The sequence below is a fragment of the Alteromonas sp. 5NW40-0090 genome, assembly GCF_057552975.1.
The window spans coordinates 237,238-255,857 of record NZ_BAAJLT010000007.1; the positions used below are offsets into that span (position 1 = coordinate 237,238).

The following is an 18,620-nucleotide window of genomic DNA, read 5'->3' on the forward strand; positions in this document are numbered from 1 at the left end:
TGAGTTGGGTGCGGGACCCTCAATTCGCATGGATGCGAATTGGGAGCCTACATGGATGTATTCACGGCGTGTCCTGCAACCGGCTCAGTTCTTCCCAGCTGAATCAGCTAGCTTCAGCTTCCAAGAAGTCTTTGGCGAAGCGTTGTAATACGCCGCCAGCGCTGTAAATCGAGACTTCTTCTGCAGTGTCTAGACGGCAGGTTACTGGCACCTCTAAGTGCTCACCGTTTTGGCGGTTTACTACTAGCGTAAGCGTTGCACCTGGTGACGGCTCTCCACTTACATCGTAAGTTTCTGTGCCATCTAGCTCTAGGGTTTTGCGCGTTGTACCTGGCTTAAACTCAAGCGGCAGCACGCCCATACCAATAAGGTTGGTGCGGTGAATACGCTCAAAGCCTTCCGCTACAATCACCTCTACACCGGCAAGGCGAACGCCCTTAGCTGCCCAGTCGCGCGATGATCCCTGACCGTAGTCGGCACCTGCAACAATGATCAATGGTTGTCTGCGGTTCATGTAAGTTTCAATGGCTTCCCACATGCGCATAACTTTGCCTTCGGGCTCAACGCGCGCTAGAGAACCTTGTTTTACTTCACCGTTTTCAAGCACCATCTCGTTGAACACTTTCGGGTTCGCTAGGGTAGCGCGCTGTGCGGTTAAGTGATCACCACGATGTGTGGCATACGAGTTAAAGTCTTCTTCAGGTAGACCCATTTTCGCCAAGTATTCACCTGCTGCACTGCTTGCCAAAATAGCATTAGAAGGAGACAGGTGATCGGTGGTGATGTTATCTCCCAAAATGGCTAGCGGACGCATACCTTTCATGGTGCGCTCGGCATCCATTGCGCCTTCCCAATAGGGTGGGCGGCGAATATAGGTACTCATTTCACGCCAGTCATAAAGCGGGTTAATGTCTTTGCCGTAGTCCACGCTTAAATCGAACATTGGCTCGTACACTTTTCTGAAGTGCTCTGGCTTCACCGACTTCGCTACAATAGCGTCAATTTCTTCATCGCTTGGCCAAATATCTTTAAGCGTTACCGGGTTGCCGTCTTTGTCGGTGCCCAATACGTCCTTTTCAATATCAAAGCGAATGGTACCGGCAATAGCATATGCAACAACTAGCGGTGGCGATGCCAAAAAGGCTTGCTTCGCGTAGGGGTGAATACGGCCGTCGAAGTTACGGTTACCAGATAGTACCGCTGTCGCATAAAGGTCGCGGTCGATAATTTCTTGCTGGATTTTAGGGTCTAGCGCGCCGCTCATACCGTTACAGGTAGTACACGCAAAGGCAACCACGCCAAAGCCTAAATCTTCCAACTCGCTCATTAAGTTGGCTTCTTCAAGATACAGCTTAACGGCCTTAGAGCCTGGTGCTAGCGAGCTTTTTACCCATGGTTTACGAGTTAAACCGCGCGCGTTGGCGTTGCGTGCCAATAAGCCTGCCGCAATGACGTTACGCGGGTTCGAGGTATTGGTACAGCTTGTAATTGCCGCGATAATAACCGCGCCATCAGGCATTTTGCCTTCCTCCTCGGTCCACTTCGCTGCTATACCGCGACTTTCTAAATCGCTGGTAGGTAAACGTGCGTGTGGGTTAGAAGGGCCAGCCATGTTACGGCCAACAGAAGACAGGTCGAATGTAAGCACCCGCTCGTACTCGGCGGTTTCTAAGTCATCAGCCCATAAGCCAGTATGCTTGGCATATTGCTCAACCAATGCAATTTGCTTTTCCTCACGCCCTGTTAGGCGTAAGTAATCGATGGTTTGCTGGTCAATGTAGAACATGGCTGCAGTGGCGCCATACTCCGGTGTCATGTTTGAAATAGTAGCACGGTCGCCCAGCGTCAGGTGCGATGCACCTTCACCATAGAATTCAAGGTAAGCAGAGACTACGCGCTCTTTACGCAAGAATTCAGTAAGCGCTAATACAATGTCGGTAGCCGTAATACCTGGCTGTGGTTTGCCGGTAAGTTCAACACCTACAATGTCGGGCAAACGCATGTAAGACGCGCGGCCCAGCATTACGCTTTCCGCTTCAAGACCGCCCACACCTACGGCAATAACGCCAAGTGCATCAACATGCGGCGTATGGCTGTCTGTACCCACTAGCGTATCAGGGAAGGCAACGCCGTCACGAGCTTGAATAACCGGTGACATACGCTCCAGGTTAATTTGGTGCATAATACCGTTACCCGGAGGGATAACATCCACGTTTTTAAACGCGGTTTTTGTCCAGTTAATGAAGTGGAAACGGTCGTCGTTGCGTCTGTCTTCAATCGCACGGTTTTTCTCAAATGCGTCTTTTTCAAAACCTGCATGTTCAACAGCTAAGGAGTGATCAACAATCAGCTGCGTTGGCACAACTGGGTTCACCTTCGCCGGATCGCCGCCTTTTGCTGCAATAGCATCGCGAAGCCCCGCTAAGTCTACCAGTGCCGTTTGGCCCAAGATATCATGACACACCACGCGAGCAGGGAACCACGGAAAGTCCAAGTCGCGCTTGCGATAAATAAGCTGTTTAAGTGAGTCGGTGAGCATTTCAGGGGCGCATTTGCGCACCAAGTTTTCAGCTAATACACGCGACGTATAAGGCAGCTTGGCGTAGGCGCCAGGCTCAATAGCATCTACCGCTTCACGGGTATCGAAAAAATCGATATCCGCGTTTGGAAGCGGTTTACGGTAATCAATATTCATAAAACCCCAACCTTAATCTTAAGCGCGTTCGCTAATAGCTGGCACCGGACGTAATTCTTCGCCTGTGTATTCTGCTGATGGACGAATAATACGGTTGTCAGCACGCTGTTCCATAACGTGTGCCGCCCAACCTGTTAGACGAGACATTACGAAAATTGGCGTGAATAGCGGTGTAGGAATGCCCATAAAGTTGTACGCAGAGGCATGGAAGAAATCGGCGTTACAGAAAAGCTTCTTCTCGCGCCACATGACTTCTTCACAGCGAACAGACACAGGGTAAAGCACGTCGTCGCCTACATCAGCAGCCAGTTTTTCAGACCATTGCTTAATGATCTCATTGCGCGGGTCAGACTCAGAGTAGATAGCGTGACCAAAGCCCATGATTTTCTCTTTACGCTCAAGCATGCCCATCATTTTCTCTTCCGCGTCGTCGGCAGACGTGAAGCCTTCAATCATTTCCATAGCAGCTTCGTTAGCACCACCGTGAAGCGGGCCGCGAAGTGATCCGATCGCACCGGTTACGCAAGAATGCATATCAGATAAGGTTGATGCACAAACACGGGCAGTGAAGGTAGACGCATTAAATTCATGCTCTGCATAAAGAATGAGTGATACATGCATGACTTGTTCGTGCAGTTCACGTGGCTTTTCGCCGTGAAGCATGTGAAGGAAGTGACCTCCAATTGAGTCGTCATCGGTTTCAACATCTACGCGCACGCCATCGTGCGAGAAGCGATACCAGTAACAAATGATGCTTGGGAAACACGCTAGCATACGGTCTGTCACGTCTTGCTGCTCATCGAAGCTGGTTTCCATTTCAAGGTTACCTAGCATCGAGCAGCCTGTGCGAAGCACGTCCATTGGGTGGGCATTTTTTGGAATGCGCTCTAGCACTTCTTTTAGTGCTGTTGGAAGGCCGCGCATGCCGCGAAGCTTAGTTTTATAAGCGTCTAGCTCAGACTGGTTAGGTAGCTTGCCCTTAAGGATAAGGTACGCTACTTCTTCAAATTGACAGTTTTGCGCTAAGTCTTTTACGTCGTAACCACGATACGTTAAACCAGAACCTGATTTACCTACGGTTGATAATGCTGTTTTACCTGCAACTTGGCCGCGTAAACCCGCGCCACTTAACTGTTTAGCCATCTTGTTGTCTCCGGTCTTGTGTAATTTGTAAGGTACTTAAAAGTCTGTTTAAAAATAAACTGTGTAAGGTACAGCTTAGAGTCGGCTCGAGGCACCGATAAAACGGGGGCGGTGCGCAGGGTGTTACCCCTCCGAGGCATGGATGCCGAGGCGGAGCCCCCATGGATGGGTTCACGGCGTGGTAACGCCCTGCTTATCGCTCCCGATCCAATGGTGCCTCGCACCCCACTCGCTCACAGCTGTGTCGTATTAATTCTAATTTTTGCCTTGGGCGAATAGGGCATCTAGCTTTTGCTCGTATTCGTGGTAGCCAAGATAATCGTACAATTCCATACGTGTTTGCATGCTGTCGACAACGGCTTTTTGGTCACCGTTTTCAAGTATAGATTTGTACACCATTTCTGCTGCTTTATTCATGGCGCGGAATGCACTTAGTGGGTAAAGCACCATGTCTGCACCCCATTCACCAAGCTCTTCTTTGTTCCACAGTTCGGTTTTGCCGAACTCAGTAATGTTGGCAAGGATAGGCACGTCTAATGCGTCTGAGAATGCGCGATAGTGCTCTTCAGTTTGAACTGCTTCTGCAAATATGCCGTCAGCACCTGCTGCAACATAGGCTTTCGCACGTTCAATGGCTTTGTCTAAACCTTCTTGTGCGAACGCGTCGGTGCGCGCCATAATAAAAAAGTCGGGGTCAGTTCTGGCATCAACCGCGGCTTTAATACGGTCTACCATTTCTTCAGTGCTTACGATTTCTTTGTTAGGACGGTGACCACAGCGCTTTTGCGCAACCTGGTCTTCCATATGCACCGCTGCAGCACCGGCTTTTTCCATATCGCGAATGGTTTTGGCAATGTTGAACGCACCGCCCCAACCTGTGTCGATGTCTACCATTAGCGGTAGATCACACGCGCTGGTGATTCGCTGCACATCTGCAATTACATCATTTAGTGATGTCATGCCTAAGTCAGGTAAGCCATAAGATGCGTTGGCAACGCCGCCACCTGAAAGATAAATGGCTTGGTGGCCAATGGCCTTTGCCATCATGGCGCTATAGGCGTTAATAGTGCCTACAACTTGTAGAGGTTTATTATTCTCTAGCGCGGTTCTGAATTTCTTTCCTGCACTCATGATAATCACTCGCTTATTTGAAAGTAGGGTAGAGGTGAATTAGGGTTGAAGAAGGCTGTAAGGGGTTAACCATGGTTAAGCTTCTTCTCGATATTATTTTTTGAATAAAGGATATGACGACGCATGAGCATTTCCGCCAGTTCTTCGTCACGATTAGCAATGGCATTTACTATGTGCCGGTGTTCGTCAAACGCAGTACTTACGCGCGGGCCTGCCATACCTAATTGCACGCGGTACATGCGCACAAGATGGTAAAGTCCATCTATTAAAACACTTATTAAATGATCATTTTTACTGCCAGTTACAATTCGGTAGTGAAAGTCTACATCGCCTGCTTCTTGGTAATAGCTGTGGCCGTCTTTTACTTTGTCGAAATGGCTGTCTAGCAACGCCTGCATATCGGCAATCTCATCATCGCTCATGTAGCGGGCGGCGAGTCGCGCAGCCATGCCTTCTAGCGCCTCACGGACTTGATAGAGTTGGATTAAGCCTTCTGGTGAGAGCGCAACCACGCGCGCACCCACGTTGGCCTTGCGCTCTACCAAGTGACAGGTAGCTAGGCGGTTAATGGCTTCTCGAATGACGGCGCGACTTACCTCATATTTTGTCGACAATTCCATTTCGCTAAGCTTGCTGCCGGCGGGAATGACGCCTTCAACAATGTCCTTCCTCAACTTAAAGAAAGTGCGGTCGGCGTTGGTTATGGCATGTTCGCTTTTTACTAACACTGTATGTGGTCTTTACTTATTTAATGTCGACAATATATGGCTATTTCGTCGTTTTTTCAACCTTGGTGTGGAGATATTGTCGACAAAAAGGGTGAGATGTTAGTCGTATAGCCAGATGTAAAAGCATAGATGGCCGGCATTGGAATGGATTTAATATCTAAATATTCACCCGTATAAACTTGTGTTAAGTCTTGAAGGTCAAAATAGTGTGGTTATTTTTATCGGTGCTGATCGAAGCAGAAATATGATTCATCGCTAGCGGAACGGTATCAGTGTTTGTACGGAGATGTATGGGATTGAAGAACAATGTGTTGTTTAAAGTTTGTCCGTTTGGTCTAGATTTTAATTGGTTACCTTGTATGCGTCGAGTAAAGAGGTATGGCCAGATATGACAATGATATTAAAGTTATTTTGTGGTTTTTGTCGACACATCTTATTTAAATGTTCATTTAACCAATTAGTCTGATTTTGAAGTTTTATTTTAATAAAATTGCAATATTTTGCTTTGCAAGATCCTAATCTAACGGTAACATATCGTTCCAGTCTTCAAGCCTAAATTCTTCTTGCGAATCTCAGAGGGCTGGAAAAGTATTTACGACTTTTAAAGCAGCGTTTTATTGAAAGTAAGTTTGTAATGTTTTATTGCGACTTACTTTTTTATTGCCTGCAATCCAGTATTAGCACAAGGTAATGTGCGCCTCTTAGGTCAGTGAGTTTAGTCTTTCAAAGTTCCGAAGAAGAACTTGAAGCCGCCTAAAACAACAAATTTACACCTAACACTCACGCAAAAGGGGTTATACCATGAAAACTAATACTGACGTGTCTAAGGCACTCGCCAGTAAGCTTTCACCTGTCGCACTTGCAGTAGCGATGACCGTTCCAGTTTTTTCAAACATAGCTGTCGCTCAGGAAGCCGAAGCAACAGAAGAACAAAAGTTTGAAGCCATTACCGTTACCGCAACAAAACGCCCTCAAGTCATTTATGAAGTGCCAATCGCGATCAGTGCTTTTGATGGCGATAAACTAGCAGAACAAGGTATTACAGACTTAACAGACGTTGGTAAATTCGTTCCAAACCTAAACGTTACTGGTTTCTCTGCCGGTCACACATCTTCTGTAAATCCATTTATTCGTGGTATCGGTCTTCAAGATCACCTTATCACGACTGATCCAGGCGTAAGCGTTTACGTTGATGGTGTATACCTAGGCCGCCAAGTTGGTCAAAACTGGAGCCTAAATAACATCGAGCGTATCGAAGTACTTCGCGGTCCACAAGGTACGCTTTACGGTCGTAACTCAATTGGTGGTGCCATTAACATCATTACCAAAGAGCCAGACCAAGGCGACGTCACTAAAGTAAATACTGAATTTGGTACGCGTGGCCGCGTTAAAGCCGACCTTTTTGTGAACCATGGTTTATCTGATGAACTTGCGTTCAACATGAACTTATCTTTCAACAAGCGCGACGGCCTTGGCGAGTTCATCAACGTACCAAATGCTGAATATGATGTGGGCGAGACTGAAGACATCTCTGGTCGTGTATCTGTAAAATGGGAGCCATCTAACGACTTCCGTATGGTATTAACTGCAGATGCGAACAACGGTGATGGCGGTCTTCGTCCGTATACCGTGCTAATTGACGAAGTAGGTTCTGCACGTTACTTCGGTGGCGGCAACGGTCTAGGTGTAGAGCTACGTAACTCTGACGTTATCCCTGAAGGTTTTGACCGTTACGACAACGCAACGGGCACAGAAGCAGTAACAAGCGTATCAAACGAAGCGCGTGGCCTTTCATTGACTACTGAGTGGGACATCAACGAAGATTACACAGCAAAAGTGGTAGCAAGCCAGCGTACATCTAAGTACAAAGCGGGCCTTGATGATGACGGTACGGTTTTCTCTCTTGACCAATTCCCAGAGCGCGGTGAAGCAGATCAAACCTCTGTTGAATTCCAGCTTAACGGTTACATTAACGAATACACAGACTTTGTAGCAGGTCTTTATTACTTCAACGAAGAAGGTAGCAACCGCCAAGGTGACGACTCTAACTTCGACGGTGGTCCGAACCTTTTAGCACTCGATCAAGAAACCACGTCAAAAGCCGCCTATGTGAACGTTCGTCATGACATTAATGATGAATTAAGCGTTTCTGGTGGTCTTCGTTACACGAAAGATGAAAAAGATGCGTCTGCAAACGTATTCGGTCCATTAGGCACTATCTTTGATTCAAACGACTGGGACGAAGTAACTTGGGAACTTGCGACAAACTATACGTTTGAAAATGGCATGACAGGTTATGCGACTATTCAGTCGGGTTATCAGTCTGGACAATACCCAGCCCGCCCTTACTGTCTAATCGGCCAGTTCTTTGGAGCAGGTGGTTTTGATGATATCGATGCAGCGCAAGCAGCAGTCCGTGCAAACAACTGTTTCACCGCATCTGACAACATCACTGCAACTAACTACGAAGTCGGTATTAAAGGTCGTGTGAACGATTACTTTGACATTAGTGTTGCTGTATTTAACACCGAGTTTGAAGATCTTCCTTACCAAGTAAGCCGTGTAAGCGAAGGTGGTTTTGACACCGCAAACCTTGTCGTTGAACAAACCTCTCGCGGTATTGAAGCCGATGCAACGTTCAGCTACGGAAACTTCAGCATGATGACCAGCATCGGTTACATGGACGTAGATGTTGAAGAGCAAGCTGGTTTTAACCCAGTCGCGCCGCTTACGCCTGACCTTACACTAGCAATTGGACCGCAATATACTTTCGAGCTTGATGGCGGTGATTCAATTCGCGTGCGTGCTGACTACTCGTATCGTTCAGAAATGTATGGTGAGCCAACGTCTGCGCCAGAGCGTATGACCGAGCTTGATAGCCGTGAACTAGTGAACTTTGATATTGCGTATACGCCAGCAGATGACGCTTACACCGTCGCGCTTTATGGTCGTAACATCTTTGATGAGCGTTACGACAATGCGCGCCTGAACACGGGTGACTACATCCTGCAAATTCTAAGCAACGATGCTAGCGAGTTTGGTGTTAGATTCTCAACTGAATTCTAATAGCTACAACGAGTTATGATTGTAAAAGCCAGTCTGACGACTGGCTTTTTTTTGCTTATTTTTTCTTGTTTTATCTTCATTATTAGCATAGTTTTAAAGCTGTTCCATCAACACACCATAAATAGGTATGCGTTCTAGAGCACTTACTCGCTTCATTTTGATAATAGCAACATCATTACTTTTCAGTTGTACATACACTGTGTATCTACCTGACGATGAAGAGAGTAATATCACAAAGGTTGAGAGAGTCACGACGGCTAAACCTGAGTTCGGCAATCAATGTCGCTATAGTGGCGGCGGCGAATACGGTGTTTGCCCAACGTCAAATGGGGAAATGGTTGGGACATCGTGTTCTTGCCCTACACCCTCAGGGCAGATCATGGGAACAGTGTCGAAGTATTAGAGGCACGATTAATCTCAAAGGCCGTTAGATCATACGGAGATGAAGTGTGGGTTTATTTACAAATTTTAAAAAATCGCGGTTAGAAAAAAAGTTCAAGAAAAACGAATGGGTAATCATTCAGCCTGTTCCATTCGACCAATTTGAACAACTTATTGTCGAACATGTGGACAATGGTTGGGAAATTGAAGATGACTATGAACGACTCGCCGAATCTACGGCCAAATGGCAGTGTGAATTGCGCAAAGGGACGAGTATCTTAACCTGCGTGTGGACGACGAAGGATTTTGGTCGAATATACGGACCTTCTCGAGTAGTCAATGGTCTAGCTGAAAAATTAAATGTGAAAGCTTCTGCAACGATCGCACAGCCGTGGTTTTGAAGTATGCCAGCGCGGAACCTTAATATTGTGGCGGATAAAGCGGAGAGTCCACGCCAAATCTAATGCGCGGCGATAGCAATTATCACGGTGCAAATACGTAATAAAGCCCCAATTTCCGTTTGCCTGTTATAAAAAAAGCCCGTATTTTTCATTGGGTTTTATTCTCTGTATTGTTTCAGCATGTATTGTCATTGAGTCTGCAGAACACTTCGCGTGATATCTGTGCGCTATTCTACTTTGTTGCGAAAATGTCGGTCACTATGAGGGATATTTATAAATAGGTATGCGTTTATGCGATGCTTCTATAAACGATGAAAACGACCCTATCAATTAAATCCGTGATAGGGCCGTTGGTATGAACACTTATCTATTAGTAGAATTCGGCTCTTAGACGGAGGCCAAATGTTCGCGGTGGATTGTGGATTGCGTAAGTTAAACCTCTGTTGTTAACGTTTGAATTAGCGACAAATTGCTCATCTGTTACATTGCGAATAAAGAACGAGAGCGACCAATCTGCTTCGCTAGGCGTAAGCGTGGCGTCGAAGTCTAGTGTCACATAAGAATCAGTGTCTGTTGCTTTTACAAACATGAAGTTTGTTGCCTGCTCTGAGCGATGTGATGCTTGTGCGGTTAAAGATAGATTGTATTCGTTAATCTCAATATTATGATTTACTGTTAAATCTGCACCAAAATCAGGAGAATACAACAAGCTTTGACCAGAACAGTCGTAGCTTTCAAGGCCATCTGCAACACCGTTTGATGAACAGCCGAATCGGCCACGCCCAGGGTCTGACACAAGGGTCAATGAGTCATAAGTGGCGTCTAAGAATTGAGCATTACCGCTGATTGTAGTATCACGACCCACTCTCCAAATCATATCTACATCTAAACCTTGAATTGTCGCGTCACCATTAGCTATCGGGAACGATGATGCACCATCCAATGTAGTGAAGTAAGTAACTTGTTGACCATCATATTTCCAATGAAACGCTTCTAAATTGAGTTGTAGCGTGTTGTCGAAGAAGCGGTTCTTTGAACCCAAGGTAAATGCATCAATATATTCTGGATCGTACGTTGGTGCGGCAATGGATAAGTCTACACCTCCAGCGCGGTATCCCGTCTCGAACGTAGCATAAAGTAGGTTGTCTTCAGCAACGTCATACTCTAAGCCGATTCGATACGTCGTTTCACTGTAATCAAGTTCTGACTGTATAAAACCTTCACCCACATTAACAATGGCGCCAATTTGTGGAGTAGTTCCACCTGGAATTGTTAGGTTATAAAACGGAGGACGCCCATTGCCTGGTACTGTGGCAACAGAGTCTGGCGCTATTAACCCTTGCTCTACGAAGTAAGCAATGAATTCGTCGCGATCAGAAGTGATAGGGTGCGCTGGCATAGCACCTGATGCACAGCCATTGGCGAAGCTGTCAGGCGGTGTCAGGAAGTTTCCTGAAAACGGTGCTCCGCCACAGAAAGTAACAAAGGTATCACTGATACCCTCGGCATACTTTTTGTCTTCCGTATAGCGCAGACCCAAGTTTAATCTAAAGGTCTCTGAAAAGTCATAGGTTCCTTGACCAAAAATAGCCCAAGAATCGCCGCCATTTTCATAATTCTGAATGGGTGAAGCGTAGTTTTGTGCGAATACCCCACTGGTTTGAATTTCTTCATCGAAATAGAATGCGCCTAAGATAGCGTTGAATGATCCGTCAAAGTCGGTGGCGAAACGCGTTTCAATACTTGTTTGTTCATTTTGCTCACTCGTTTTGGCTGGAGCAAAGCCTGGGCCAACAAAAGTATAGTCTTGCTCTGATTCTCGATAGGAAGGAACAACCGTTAGCGTTCCTGCCTCTGTCGTATAATTTAATTCGGCCATGAAACCGGTAAATGAAATATCCTGCCCTAAATCATCTGCATTAAGCGGTTTATAGAATGCAAACGATGGCGTATGCAGTACGCTCGTTCGAATAGCATTTGCTTCGTCAGTCGTAGGTCCGGTAAACGCACCGATACCTGAAGGAACAAAATCGGTCAAGTTGCCTGGGGTGTTGCTAAACGATCCAATTAAATCGCCACCAGGTCCAATCGCCGTGTTTTCAGAGTAGTCGAATGCGAATCGAATGTTAAAGTCTTCGGTAGGCTCATATAAAAGTTGAGCGCGCAGAGAAAGATTGTCGGCATCGTTCGTACCATCGTCTGAGTAGCCATCACGTTGCAGCGAGTTAACCGATAGTCTTAATGCGGCATAGTCGCCGATTGGTGCGTTGTACGCGCCTTGGAAACCTAATCTTGAATAGTTGCCCACTTCTACTTGAGCATAACCCGACGTCTCAAGAAGCTGCGGTTTTACAGGGATATAATTGACTACGCCACCTGTTGCATTGCGACCGTAGAGTGTGCCTTGAGGGCCTTTAAGTACTTCTACGCGTTCTAAATCGAATAGCGCTTGACCCGCTGCCCCGCTTGAGCGACCTAAATAAACCCCATCGACGTTTTGAGCGACAGCAGCGTCAGTTAACGGATTTACTGTCAATGCACCAACGCCTCGAACAAAGATGCTTGTCAAAGGCCCACCGCCAGCGCTGATCCCTAAAGCGGGCGAGAGTCTGCCTAGGTCTTGACCTGATTCGAGTCCTTGACGAGTTAGAGATTTCTGGTCAACAGCCAGCATCGGTACTGCAGCTTCTTGTAAAGACTGAGATTTTCGCTGAGCAGTAACCATAATTAACTCAATGCCATTGGTCTCGTCAGCTTTTTCTTCTTGATTTGCAGTCTCTTGTGCTACAGCTTGAAGTGAAAGTGCTGACAATGCCAGAAGCGGAAAATAGAGGGACAGCTTTTTTATTTTCATATGAAGTTCCAGTAACTATGTGTTGTGTCAAACCTTTGAAAAAGGAGTTAAGTAAAGACTGCGGGTTCGGTGTTAATAGCGCTAACATTTTTAACCATTAAGCATTACTTAACTTACATTTGTTTAACATAGGCCACTTCAGCGAAGAGAAAAAATTTAATTTACAGATATGAACTATCTCTTTTGTAGATACTTCAGGGGGATTATATATAAAAATTCGTTAGATAGAGAAGGGAGTACGTATTTTGATAATGCCCCATGTGAACAACCACAGACTCGCAGAAGTACAAATCAGCCTTGGCAGTAGAGCTGGTTGTCACCACTAGAAGTAGTTAAAGGTCGCTAATTTCAGATAGCAAATGAATAATACGCTAATTAAGTGGCGCTTAAGTAATGTAAAAGGGGCGATTCAAAGAGCATTCACTGCTGAGCTTAATAAAGATGAGGTTGGTATAGTTACATTCATTCTTTTCCGTCTTTTCCGACTTTTGCAAACGGATTAAACGCATCAACTAGCTTTACGTTCTCATTCAGTTTGGTCAGAACATCAATCGTAACATCTAGATCTTTTTTACTGATCCCACTTAATAACAATCGTTCTCTCTCAAGCGCGATGGGAATGATTTGGTCGTGCAAACGATGTCCCTCTGCGGTTAATTGCAACAACGAGGAACGGGCATCTTCAGGGTCTTGCTTTAAGGTCACATAGTCCTCTTCAACAAGCTGCTTTACAGCTCGGCTTATTGCCGCTTTATCCAGGCCAATAACCTGACAAATTCGGTTCGCTGTTATATCAGACTCCACTTTTAGCATAGCGAGTACACGCCATTCTATGATGCCAATAGCGAAATTTTTTCGATAACACTTAGATGCACCGCTGGATAATTTATTCGATAAAAAATTCACTAGCGCGGGTATGTATCGTTGAAGATCTAATTGTTTTTTTTCAGTTTTCATTTGGCTTTAATACGTGCTGAGGAGAGCGCTGTCGGCTAATTAAGGCTTGAGAGTCTATGCGATCTTAAACGGATTATAAACATTCAAGTGTGCATGTATTCAAATGTTGAAAAGTTATCAAGCTTGAAATGCCGCTGTTAATTTGACGTTAAGCATTGTTGACATGTCAACTATATTATGGAGAATGAGGACATCTTTTGGCGATTACATGAGCGATTTATGTTTGAAGTTATCGTAAAACGTAAAATTGAAGAAACACACAAAATAATGAGTTTTGAGCTTGAAAACGCGAGTGGGCAGGCGCTTCCTCCGTTTGAGGCTGGTAGTCATATCGATGTGAAAGTCGGTGAAGGGCTCATTCGCCAGTATTCTTTAATCAGTCATGAGCAATCGGATAAATTTTACAAAATAGCGGTATTGAGAGATGCGGCTTCCCGTGGCGGTTCTGTCGCCATGCATGACGATGTTGATGTCGGTCAGACTATTTCTATAAGTGAACCTAGAAACTTGTTTTCTTTGGACAGTACTTGTCAACGGGCACTACTTTTTGCGGGTGGAATCGGTATTACGCCAATTATGTCGATGGCCGTTGAATTGTATCGAAATAATAAAGCGTTCGAGCTGCATTACTACACTCGCAGTAAAGAAGACACCGCTTTCTATGAGCAACTCAGTTCATGTGAATTTGCGTCAAATGTGTTCTTTCATTTCGATGGTGAAGAGAAAGCCGCGGATAAAATCATAGGACCTGCAGATAAAAACGCTCACCTTTATACGTGTGGACCAGTGGGTTTTATGGACTACATTTTTGATAGCGCGAGATCCAATGGCTGGAACGAAGCGCACCTGCACAAAGAGAACTTTAAAGCGGAACCTATTGCAGATAGCGCAGAGGATAGACCTTTTAAACTCATTCTTTCCCGAACGGGAATCGAACTCGACGTTGCTGTTGACCAAACTGCTCTGGACGCTATTGACGATGCCGGGATTGAGATCGACATGTCCTGCGAGATGGGCGTATGTGGAACATGTATTACACGCGTGCTAGAGGGGCAACCAGATCACAGAGACAGTGTGTTGACCGCTGCTCAAAAAGCGCAGAACGACGTATTTACGCCTTGTTGTTCTAGAGCAAAAAGCGACACCTTAATAATCGACCTCTAAGAAAGGCGTTTACGAACGGAGCATTTATGATTACTGATAATTCAATTGATACACCAAAGCAACGCAGTCCTTTTCCTCTAGATATGTGGTATTTGGCGGCTTTTAGTAAAGAGCTCAAAGACGAGCCGTTAGCACGAACACTGCTGAACCAACCTGTTGTGTTATACCGTGATTTGAATGGGGATGTTAACGCGCTTCAAGATAGGTGTTGCCATCGTCAATTGCCGTTGTCTATGGGAACGATCGAAGAAGGCGGCTTGCGGTGTGGATATCATGGTTTGCTTTTCGACGGTAAGGGAAAGTGTCTGGAAGTACCTGGGCAGCCAAAAGTACCGCGGAAAGCGAAAGTCACACCGTATTTCGTGAAAGAGCAAGATGAATTAGTGTGGATTTGGTTCGGCGCAGAAGAAGGGTCAGAGCCAGATGTAGCGCCTCCACGCTATGAATACCACAATGATCCTAAATACGTGTATGGTGGCGACGTCTATCACTACAACGCACCTTATCAACTAATACATGACAATTTGCTGGATTTAAGCCATCTAGGCTATGTTCACTTGAGGACTATTGGCGGTGATGCGAAAACGCACATGAACGCTCAAATGGACGTAGAATCAGAGGGCGACCAAGTAACAATAAAGCGCTATATGCCGAATTCGACGCCACCGCCAACTTATGTGGCCGCCTATCCGTTTAAGGGAAAAATTGATCGTTGGCAAGAGATTGAATTTTGTCCATCTCATATAAAAATTTGGACGGGCGGGATTGATGCAAATAGTGGCTCGGTAACTGACCCTAATAGGGAAGGTTTCCACATGCGAGGTTTGCATTGTATCACGCCGGAAACCGATGATACTTCCCACTACTTCTGGACAATAGCGACTAACCCGGTGACTGATATCGAAGAGGTAAAGCAAAAGGTTGTCGAGCAAACTCGTTTAACGTTTGATGAAGACAAAGTGGTAATAGAGGCGCAATTTAAAACGATGAAGCGCTTTAAAGGTCAGCCTATGATTGATATACACGTTGATGCTGGTGCCAACCACGCCAGACGTATCATATCAACGCTATGTGAGTAGGCGTCGGTTTTTCCAAACAGATAGTTGTTAAAAAATAAACGCTTCTGGTGGGAAGTCCATCAGAAGCGTTTTCACTTCTAAGCGGGTAAGCGCGCTTGACCTAAAAGTCAAACAAAGCGTAGCGATTAAACGGCTCTATCTCAGCGGCTAGCTTGGGTTAAAAGGCGCGGCACAATCCACAATGTGCTGTCTTAACCAACGATGAACCGGATCGTTGTCGAGGGTTGGAGGCCACATCATGCTTTCCCTTAGCGGTGGAACGTCAAAGGGGAGCTTGACGATTTTTACTAATTTTTCTTTCGCGTGAGCTTCAACGAATAGCTTTGGCAAAATTGCAATGCGATTGGTGTTCATAAGACTGTATAAAATGGTAGAAAAGTCGTTGGTGATAATCTCTACCTTTCTATTGGCTTCCATTTTATCAAATAACCACTTTTCGATACTCAGCATACTTGTTTTCGCTATACCTACTGAAACATGACCAAAAGAAGCATACTGTTCTTCAGTAAGCGTGCCGTGTATATGCTCATTGTTGATATCCGCTACACACACCATTTCATCCTTTATCAATGGCTGATTAGGATAGTTGTCCACCATTACCGACTCCGGCGCTACCATTAGATCAGCTCCACCTTTAGTCAAAATACTGACGTCATGAGCAAATGGCGAAAGAAATTCAAAGGTAATATTGGGCGCGATAACCGCAAGTTTAGCCAGCATATGCCTAAGCAATGATTGAATGATGTAGTCGGATGCGATGATCTTGAAGTGACGTTCGCTCTCTTCTGGATTACTGGTTTTTCTGCCAATAATTGAGCCTCTTATCGTTGCTAACACGCCTGCCACAGGCCCCTGCAGCTCTAATGCGAACGGGGTTGGGTGCATTTTCTTTCCAATTTGTACCAACAAGTCATCTTCGAAGTAAGCGCGGAGCCTGGAAAGCACACCGCTGGTAGCCGACTGAGACAAATGCAGCCTTTCCGCACTGCGCGTAATGTTTTTTTCCTGCAACAAGATGTCTAAGGCAACTAACAAATTCAAATCAAGTTGTTCAAATCTCATGGCAATTCTCGCTATGGCGCACACATCATCGCAAACGTCATTTTTACGAATATTGTGTGTCTACTATCTGTTTTTCTGATGGTTGCTATCTAAACATTCAATTTTTTGGATTGCAAATAAAACATTAACATTAATATTACATTTTATTTTGGTTTATCTGCCATTAACAAGTTTATGGTTTCTCAAATATGAAGTTAGCGACGTTAAAAACGACACATCCTGATGGCAAGTTAGTTCTTGTGTCTAGCACAAATAGCGAATGCCTTGATGTTACCGACATCGCGCCGACCATGCAGTATGCCCTGGAAAATTGGGGTAGTGTCGAGAGCGAACTGGCCGAGAAATATCAACGTTTAGCTGAAGGAAAAGCAACGGCGACTGAGCCATTTGACAGCGAAAAAGCAGATGCACCTTTACCTAGAGCGTGGCAATGGCTGGATGGTTCCTTATTCCTCAATCATGGCCATCTTATGCAAAAGGCTTTTCACCTAGACCCCATTGAAGATGCAGACAAATACCCGTTGGTATACCAAGGCGCAGGCAATCATTTTTTGAGCGGCAGTGACGACATTACCGTTGCCGACCTTAAACACGGTATCGACTTTGAGGGTGAATTTGGCGTTATCGTCGATGCAATTGCAATGGGAAGTACGCCTGAGCAGTGTTTATCAAAAATCAGATTGGTGGTGCTGCTTAACGACATTAGCTATCGCGCGTTAGGCCCCAGAGAAATGAAAACGGGCTTTGGCTTTGTACTAGCCAAAGGGGCAACAGCGTTTGCACCGATAGCATTAACACCAGACGAACTTGGTGAACACTGGCGCAATGGCCGGGTTTGTTTACCGCTACAGGTAAACAGAAATGGTGACGTTTTTGGGACACCTCATGGGGAAGAAATGCACTTTGGATTTCACGAGCTCATCGCCCACGTTGCGCAAACAAGGCCCATTGCTGCCGGTACTGTTTTTGGTTCTGGCACGGTTTCAAATGCAGACCCAAGCAGGGGACAAGCCTGTATTTCGGAGCTTCGCGCAAAAGAAATGATTAAAAGTGGGGCGCCACAGACGCCCTTCATGACAGAAGACGAGGTTGTCACCATGAATGTCTTTGATGAACAAGGGCAGAGTTTATTTGGTGCCATTAACCAGCGCGTAAAAGTGAGTAAAGCGAATGTTTAATCCACGACAGTACAACATTATCGATTTGTCAGTCACCTTAGATAACAACCCCTACACTGACCCTCCGCCATTGCTGCCTAAAATAGACTACATGGACCATCAGGAAGGATGGCCAGAAATGGGCGCAATGTTCCCAGGTTTACAAAAAGACCAGTTACCTGGCGACGAGGCATGGGCAGCAGAGCGCTTGGATATAACCACGCATAGCGGAACACACATGGATGCGCCTTGGCACTATGCGTCGACTACTGACGGTGGCAAGCCCGCTTATGGCATCGACGAGCTGCCCCTCGAATGGTGTTTTCAACCCGGCGTTAAGCTCGATTTCAGAGACTTTCCAGACGGCTACGTTATTACCGCAGAGGACGTTGAAAAAGAGCTCGCCCGTATTAACCACACCCTCGAACCATTAGACATTGTTGTGGTGAATACACGAGCCGGCGCGCTTTTCGGTCAACCTGGCTACTTGGAGGCAGGTGTAGGTATAGGAAGAGAGGCAACGCTTTATTTATTAGAGAAAGGCGTAAAGGTAGTGGGTACCGATGCATGGAGTTGGGACGCGCCTTTTAAATACACTCGTGAACGATTTGCTGAATCTGGCGACCCATCCATTATTTGGGAAGGTCACAAAGCGGGAAGAGACATTGGCTACGGCCAAATGGAAAAGCTCAGCAACTTGGAGGCGCTGCCTGCAAACGGATTTTTAATCTCGTGTTTCCCTTACAAAATAAAGCGCGCTTCCGCAGGCTTCGTTCGCGCCGTGGCGATGCTACCAAAATAA

At 45.8% G+C, this 18,620-nt stretch carries 13 protein-coding genes; 6 read left to right on the forward strand and 7 right to left on the reverse strand.

The window, feature by feature from the left end; translation table 11 throughout:
- Window positions 1-103 precede the first annotated feature (103 nt).
- The 4 genes from acnD to AC27KT_RS10835 form a co-directional block, all read right to left on the reverse strand.
- The gene (gene acnD / locus AC27KT_RS10820; RefSeq protein WP_487129832.1) at window positions 104-2,695 is read right to left on the reverse strand and encodes a Fe/S-dependent 2-methylisocitrate dehydratase AcnD; all 2,592 of its coding nucleotides are present in this window, start codon (window positions 2,693-2,695) and stop codon (window positions 104-106) included.
- An 18-nt stretch (window positions 2,696-2,713) separates the two neighbouring features.
- Entirely contained in the window at window positions 2,714-3,838 is a 1,125-nt protein-coding gene (gene prpC, locus AC27KT_RS10825; RefSeq protein WP_338518594.1) for a bifunctional 2-methylcitrate synthase/citrate synthase, read from the reverse strand.
- A gap of 255 nt (window positions 3,839-4,093) precedes the next feature.
- Window positions 4,094-4,969 carry a methylisocitrate lyase gene (prpB, locus tag AC27KT_RS10830; RefSeq protein ID WP_487129834.1) on the reverse strand — a complete coding sequence of 292 codons (876 nt, stop codon included), beginning with the start codon at window positions 4,967-4,969 and terminating at the stop codon, window positions 4,094-4,096.
- 65 nt (window positions 4,970-5,034) lie between these two features.
- Window positions 5,035-5,697 (reverse strand): GntR family transcriptional regulator, encoded by a 663-nt coding sequence (locus tag AC27KT_RS10835; RefSeq protein ID WP_159494177.1) that lies wholly within the window; start codon window positions 5,695-5,697, stop codon window positions 5,035-5,037.
- Between the two features lie 801 nt (window positions 5,698-6,498).
- Between AC27KT_RS10835 and AC27KT_RS10840 the strand changes: the two genes are divergently transcribed.
- Window positions 6,499-8,763 carry a TonB-dependent receptor gene (locus AC27KT_RS10840; protein WP_159577942.1) on the forward strand — a complete coding sequence of 755 codons (2,265 nt, stop codon included), beginning with the start codon at window positions 6,499-6,501 and terminating at the stop codon, window positions 8,761-8,763.
- 449 nt (window positions 8,764-9,212) lie between these two features.
- Window positions 9,213-9,545 (forward strand): hypothetical protein, encoded by a 333-nt coding sequence (locus AC27KT_RS10845; RefSeq protein WP_487129837.1) that lies wholly within the window; start codon window positions 9,213-9,215, stop codon window positions 9,543-9,545.
- A 370-nt stretch (window positions 9,546-9,915) separates the two neighbouring features.
- Here the strand turns inward: AC27KT_RS10845 and AC27KT_RS10850 are convergent, their stop codons facing one another.
- Both AC27KT_RS10850 and AC27KT_RS10855 read right to left on the reverse strand, forming a co-directional pair.
- Window positions 9,916-12,399 carry a TonB-dependent receptor gene (locus AC27KT_RS10850; protein ID WP_487129839.1) on the reverse strand — a complete coding sequence of 828 codons (2,484 nt, stop codon included), beginning with the start codon at window positions 12,397-12,399 and terminating at the stop codon, window positions 9,916-9,918.
- A gap of 462 nt (window positions 12,400-12,861) precedes the next feature.
- Window positions 12,862-13,356: a MarR family winged helix-turn-helix transcriptional regulator gene (locus AC27KT_RS10855; RefSeq protein ID WP_487129841.1), complete on the reverse strand. Its 495-nt coding sequence runs from the start codon at window positions 13,354-13,356 to the stop codon at window positions 12,862-12,864.
- Window positions 13,357-13,575: 219 nt separating this feature from the next.
- Here AC27KT_RS10855 and AC27KT_RS10860 point away from each other — a divergent pair, with 219 nt between their 5' ends.
- Both AC27KT_RS10860 and AC27KT_RS10865 read left to right on the forward strand, forming a co-directional pair.
- Window positions 13,576-14,520: a PDR/VanB family oxidoreductase gene (locus AC27KT_RS10860; RefSeq protein ID WP_487129843.1), complete on the forward strand. Its 945-nt coding sequence runs from the start codon at window positions 13,576-13,578 to the stop codon at window positions 14,518-14,520.
- Window positions 14,521-14,546: 26 nt separating this feature from the next.
- A complete protein-coding gene (locus tag AC27KT_RS10865) occupies window positions 14,547-15,599 on the forward strand; it encodes a Rieske 2Fe-2S domain-containing protein (protein ID WP_487129845.1) in 1,053 nt (350 codons plus the stop codon).
- Between the two features lie 147 nt (window positions 15,600-15,746).
- Here AC27KT_RS10865 and AC27KT_RS10870 read toward each other — a convergent pair whose 3' ends face one another.
- The gene (locus AC27KT_RS10870; RefSeq protein ID WP_487129847.1) at window positions 15,747-16,661 is read right to left on the reverse strand and encodes a LysR substrate-binding domain-containing protein; all 915 of its coding nucleotides are present in this window, start codon (window positions 16,659-16,661) and stop codon (window positions 15,747-15,749) included.
- Window positions 16,662-16,849: 188 nt separating this feature from the next.
- Between AC27KT_RS10870 and AC27KT_RS10875 the strand changes: the two genes are divergently transcribed.
- Both AC27KT_RS10875 and AC27KT_RS10880 read left to right on the forward strand, forming a co-directional pair.
- Window positions 16,850-17,839 (forward strand): fumarylacetoacetate hydrolase family protein, encoded by a 990-nt coding sequence (locus AC27KT_RS10875; RefSeq protein WP_487129849.1) that lies wholly within the window; start codon window positions 16,850-16,852, stop codon window positions 17,837-17,839.
- A complete protein-coding gene (locus tag AC27KT_RS10880; protein ID WP_487129851.1) occupies window positions 17,832-18,620 on the forward strand; it encodes a cyclase family protein in 789 nt (262 codons plus the stop codon). Before AC27KT_RS10875 ends, AC27KT_RS10880 begins: the two co-directional genes overlap by 8 nt.

What these genes read in the sequence shown, in the direction of transcription:
- acnD (WP_487129832.1), bottom strand. Translation starts at nt 2,695, where the DNA reads ATGAATATTGATTACCGTAAACCGCTTCCAAACGCGGATATCGATTTT.
- prpC (WP_338518594.1), bottom strand. Translation starts at nt 3,838, where the DNA reads ATGGCTAAACAGTTAAGTGGCGCGGGTTTACGCGGCCAAGTTGCAGGT.
- prpB (WP_487129834.1), bottom strand. Translation starts at nt 4,969, where the DNA reads ATGAGTGCAGGAAAGAAATTCAGAACCGCGCTAGAGAATAATAAACCT.
- AC27KT_RS10840 (WP_159577942.1), top strand. Translation starts at nt 6,499, where the DNA reads ATGAAAACTAATACTGACGTGTCTAAGGCACTCGCCAGTAAGCTTTCA.
- AC27KT_RS10850 (WP_487129839.1), bottom strand. Translation starts at nt 12,399, where the DNA reads ATGAAAATAAAAAAGCTGTCCCTCTATTTTCCGCTTCTGGCATTGTCA.
- AC27KT_RS10855 (WP_487129841.1), bottom strand. Translation starts at nt 13,356, where the DNA reads ATGAAAACTGAAAAAAAACAATTAGATCTTCAACGATACATACCCGCG.
- AC27KT_RS10860 (WP_487129843.1), top strand. Translation starts at nt 13,576, where the DNA reads ATGTTTGAAGTTATCGTAAAACGTAAAATTGAAGAAACACACAAAATA.
- AC27KT_RS10865 (WP_487129845.1), top strand. Translation starts at nt 14,547, where the DNA reads ATGATTACTGATAATTCAATTGATACACCAAAGCAACGCAGTCCTTTT.
- AC27KT_RS10870 (WP_487129847.1), bottom strand. Translation starts at nt 16,661, where the DNA reads ATGAGATTTGAACAACTTGATTTGAATTTGTTAGTTGCCTTAGACATC.
- AC27KT_RS10875 (WP_487129849.1), top strand. Translation starts at nt 16,850, where the DNA reads ATGAAGTTAGCGACGTTAAAAACGACACATCCTGATGGCAAGTTAGTT.
- AC27KT_RS10880 (WP_487129851.1), top strand. Translation starts at nt 17,832, where the DNA reads ATGTTTAATCCACGACAGTACAACATTATCGATTTGTCAGTCACCTTA.